This is a genomic window from Candidatus Fusobacterium pullicola, from assembly GCA_018883725.1.
In the GTDB taxonomy this organism is placed as follows: Bacteria; Fusobacteriota; Fusobacteriia; order Fusobacteriales; family Fusobacteriaceae; genus Fusobacterium_A; species Fusobacterium_A pullicola.
On record JAHLFN010000022.1, the window covers coordinates 1 to 4,702 of the forward strand.

Genomic DNA, 4,702 nt, shown 5'->3' on the forward strand with positions numbered 1-4,702 from the left:
AGTATATTTGATTTATGCGAAATTATGTTACCAGTAGTTGAATAGAAAGGGAGCCTTCAACAAAAATGTTGAAAACTCCCTCTATTTGGCTATTTTTATTTTTTGTAAAAACTCATAGCTGAGTAGTTACCAGATGCTACTGATGAAGAGGTTATTGAAGCAGCTAAAAAGGCTAATATTCATGATCTAATTATGCAGATGCCAGATGGATATGATACTAATGTAGGAGAAAGAGGAACTAAACTTTCTGGAGGACAAAAACAAAGAATAGCGATAGCTAGAATATTCTTAAAAAATCCTCCTATTCTAATTCTAGACGAAGCAACTTCGGCACTTGATAATATTACAGAAAGATTAATTCAAGAATCTTTAGAGGATCTATGTAAGGGAAGAACTACAATTGTAGTAGCTCATAGATTATCTACAATTCAAGCTGCAGATGAGATAATAGTTCTTACTGATAGTGGTATAGAGGAGAGAGGAACTCACCAAGAACTTTTAGATAATAAAGGATTTTATTATAAGTTACATAGTATGAGTCAGTTATAGGGAGAAAGGGAGAATTTAATATTCTCCCTTTTTTCAGGATAGAATTATAAAAAAATTAATTTGTTTAAAATATTTTTGCTTCTATTTTATGAATTCTTTCAATTAAATTTATTTGATCTTCAAGAGTATCTAGGAATAAAGAAGTTGTCATAATATGATCTTCCATATGGATTAAAAGTAAACAAAGATCAACTCTTTCTCCAGAAGCCTCTTTTTGAATAAAATCAAAATGACAATCATGAACTTCAACAAATTGTTTTTTTGCTTCAAGAAATAAATTTCTAGCTTCTTCAAAATTTCCTTCATTAGCCTTTACAATAGCTTCTTTTCCTAGAGATTTTGCTGTTCCAGCAACAGCAACTCCAGTCATAATTTTTTCCAAAATTTCTTCTGGTATTATTTCTGTATTATTCATTTAAGATCTCCTCCAAAATTATTTTATTAAATTTAAAGCAAAATCTAAAACTTTTGCTCCATTCATAGTTCCGTAGTCAACCATATTAATGACTTCTACTTTTTTATTGTATTCATCAGCTTTTTTCTGGAAATCGTTTTTCTTAAATTTTACTTGTGGACCTAATAAAAATACATCATATTTTAATAAATTTTCATCAAAAAGCTCTAATGCCACAGCATTAATTTCTACATCTATACCTTTTTCTTCAGCCGCTTTTTTCATTTTAGTAACTAGTAAACTAGTAGACATTCCAGCAGAACAACATAATAATATTTTTTTCATAATTATCACCCTCTAAAAAATGTTTGTAAAACAATTTTAATGTTTTATTACAGTCATGTTAATTTTAAATAAATAATAAAACAAAATATAAAAAAAGTCAATATTTTTTTGTTGAATTTTTATTTTTTTATTAAAAGGCTCTATTTTATAATGTTTTTAAGCAATTAAAAAATATTATGATTGACATTAGAACGTTTTATGATATAATTAAAACTAAGAAATCGGTTTCGTTAATAATAGGTTATTTTAAATTAAAAAAGAGTAGAGTTAGAAAAGGGGTTAATTTATGAAAAGAGGAAAAATCTTAATAGTATCATCTATAATTTTTTCACAAATGCTTTTTGGAGCTAATATATTACAAAATTCATCATTTGAAAAGCCGTTATCAACAGCTATTCCAAATAATATTGGAATAGTGAATACAGAGAATTCGTGGATAAAATATGAAAACTCAGGTGGAAAAGGAAAAGTTGAAATCATAAAAGGTGATTTAGTAGCAATAACTGAAAATAAAAAAGCTCCAACTCATGGATTACAAGTTATTCAAGCACCATTAAAATTAGATGCTGGAGGGATTTATCAATTAAAATTTAAAACAGATGTTGATAAAGAAACTAAATTTACAATTAAAATAGGGGCTGATGGAGAGAGAGGATATTATGGATATTGGCAAAAAGATATTACTGTGTCTCCAAAACAAAAAGAATATGTATTTGATTTTGAAATGCTAGCAGAAGCTGATGAAAAAGCAAGATTTGAATTTTGGTTTACAGAAACTGATGAACAAGTAAAAATAAATGAAGTAAGTTTAGAAAAAATTGGAACGATAGATGTAAATAGAATGATAAATTTAGCAAAATTCCAAGTACAACACAAATACACAGTTACAGGAATTAATGAAAACATTCTAACTTCTAATGATATCCAAGCTATTAAAAAATTAAGCAATGGAAAAGAATTTGTTAAAACAATGGTACTTGAAGAGGATTCAGATTACTTAGTAAAAGTTGATGGAAAGTTAGCTGATGGAGAAAAATATATAGTTACAATTCAAAATGGAAAAACTTTTGAGTTAGATAAAAATAATAGAGAGTGTTTATTGAAAAATACTGGAGAATCTACTAAAGATGGAAAGATAACTATAAAAAAAGTTGGAAATAAGCAAAATATAAAAGATTTTAGAATTGAAAAATACTTCGGAAATCTAGTTTGGGAGGAAGAGTTCAACTATGAAGGATTACCTAAAGAAGAGGACTGGGGATATGATGTTGGTGGAGAAGGTTGGGGAAATGCTGAACTTCAATACTATACAGAAAAAAATCCAGACAATGCCTATGTAGAAGATGGAAAATTAATAATTACAGCTTGGAATGAAGCTTACGGAAAAAATGAATACACTTCTGCTAGACTTGTAACTAGAGGAAAGAAAGATTTTAAATACGGGAGAATAGAGGTTAAAGCTAAACTTCCAAAAGGAAAAGGAACTTGGCCAGCTATCTGGATGATGCCAACTGATTCTCTATATGGAGATTGGCCAAAAAGTGGGGAGATTGATATTATGGAACACGTTGGATTTGACCAAGATAGAATCCATGGAACTGTTCATACTGAAAAATATTATTGGAAAAACTCAAACCAAAAGAGTGCTCAGATAGATGGAGATAAAGTTTCAGACACTTTCCATACTTATTCATTAGAGTGGACTCCAAAAGTTATAAAAGTATATTTTGACAATACACTATATTTCACTTACCAAAATGAAAATTCTGGAAAAGATGCTTGGCCTTTTGATCAAAAATTCTATCTAATCTTAAATATCGCTGTTGGAGGAGCATGGGGAGGACAACAAGGTGTAGATTCTGAAGTTTTCCCACAAACAATGGAAGTAGAATCTATAAAAGTTTATGATTTAGGAATAAAGGGGGATACTAAATAATGAAAAAATTTCTTTTAGTTAGTTTACTGTGTAGCTTAGCAATGCCTACATTTACTGAAAATGAGGAATTGACTTTGGAACAAAGAATTGAAAAATTAGAAAAAATCATTGAAGAGCAAAATAAAGAGCTTAAAAAGCAAAAAATAAATATTAAAAAGAATGAAAAAAAATTAAGTCTAGCAACTCAAGAAAAACCTAAAGATGCAGATGGAGAATTACAATTTCATGGGTATTTAAGAACTGGTGCTGAAGGAAATATGAAGCATGGAAATAAAAATACATATAGCCGAGATAAACAATATGTTGGAAGATGGGGAAATGAATTCGATACAAATTTTAATATAAATTTTTCGAAAAAATTTACTCAAAGCAATGGAGCATGGACTAAATTAGTAGTACAATTAGAAGGTTGGAGTGATAACTATGATACAAGCATAGGAGAAAAAAATAAAATCGACCTTACAGAGTTATACATAGAGATGGGAAATGTTCCTATGTTTACTGGAGCATTTAAAGATGCAGTAATCGTAGCCGGAAAGAAAAAATGGGATGCTCAACAAGTAGAGATTATAGACTACTACTATCAAGAGGTTAAAGGAACTGGATTAGGAATTGAAAATATCAAATTATGGAATGGTTCTTTAAATCTAGCTTATATTTCTAATGATTTTAAAGATGGAGAATTAGATAGTTTAGAAGGAAAAAAAGCTGAAGATGTAAGAGCGTATAAGGCAAAATATACATATGGGGATATTTCTGGAGAAATCATGTATGCTCATGCTACAGATAATGATAAGATAAGAGAATACGATGTATTAAAACAAATGCACTATCCAGCTATTGGAGGAGAGATAGCAGAGAGTGATAGATGGTATAGAGATGCAGCAGATGACGGTTTCTATGCTGGATTATACTATCAACCAGATAATTTCTTTGGATTTGAAGGAAAAGGGCAACACTACTTACAATATGCAACTGGAATATTAGCTGGTGAGGGAATAGGAAAAATTCATACTGATGCTAACAAAAGAGCAGCGGACGATGCAGTAGCATATCAATTAGGACTTGGAGGAACTGTAAGACTAGGAAATAGAACTCATATGTTAGTAAGCTATAGAAGTTTACGTGCTAAAGATATAGAAGCTAGAAAAAAAGTAGGATATGGTTGGTATGCTGAAGATCAATATTGGGCTGGAGCTGGAATTGGAGATGCTCAAAAATCATGGAGAGTTGGTAAGTTAGAAACAGATGCTTTAGTTTTAAGACCAATCTACTATATAAATCAGAATTTAGATTTATGGATGGAAGCTGGTATAGCACGTAAAGATACTGAAACTTATGCAGGAGCTACAGAAGACCACTTATTATATAAGATTTCAGCAGGACCTCAATTAAAGTATTATGTGGGAAGTGCTGAAACATCATTGAGATTATTTGTTACTTATATAGGAGATAAAACAAAAAGAACAGAAAATGGC

The 4,702-nt window shown here is 29.9% G+C and carries 4 protein-coding genes and 1 pseudogene; 3 read left to right on the forward strand and 2 right to left on the reverse strand.

The genetic code is table 11. From position 1 onward, the window contains the following. The first annotated feature begins 132 nt into the window (after positions 1-132). Positions 133-549: pseudogene (locus IAA47_02820) on the forward strand (ATP-binding cassette domain-containing protein). 64 nt (positions 550-613) lie between these two features. Here IAA47_02820 and IAA47_02825 read toward each other — a convergent pair. Further along, on the reverse strand, positions 614-964 hold the full coding sequence (locus tag IAA47_02825) for a PTS lactose/cellobiose transporter subunit IIA (GenBank protein MBU3841908.1): 351 nt from the start codon (positions 962-964) through the stop codon (positions 614-616). Positions 965-982: 18 nt separating this feature from the next. Further along, the gene (locus IAA47_02830) at positions 983-1,288 is read right to left on the reverse strand and encodes a PTS sugar transporter subunit IIB (GenBank protein ID MBU3841909.1); all 306 of its coding nucleotides are present in this window, start codon (positions 1,286-1,288) and stop codon (positions 983-985) included. A gap of 286 nt (positions 1,289-1,574) precedes the next feature. Here IAA47_02830 and IAA47_02835 point away from each other — a divergent pair, with 286 nt between their 5' ends. Together IAA47_02835 and IAA47_02840 are read left to right on the forward strand one after the other, a co-directional pair. Further along, positions 1,575-3,224 carry a family 16 glycosylhydrolase gene (locus IAA47_02835; protein ID MBU3841910.1) on the forward strand — a complete coding sequence of 550 codons (1,650 nt, stop codon included), beginning with the start codon at positions 1,575-1,577 and terminating at the stop codon, positions 3,222-3,224. After that, positions 3,224-4,702: carbohydrate porin (locus tag IAA47_02840; GenBank protein ID MBU3841911.1), on the forward strand; the 1,479-nt coding region annotated here is incomplete at its 3' end. The genes IAA47_02835 and IAA47_02840, both read left to right, overlap by 1 nt.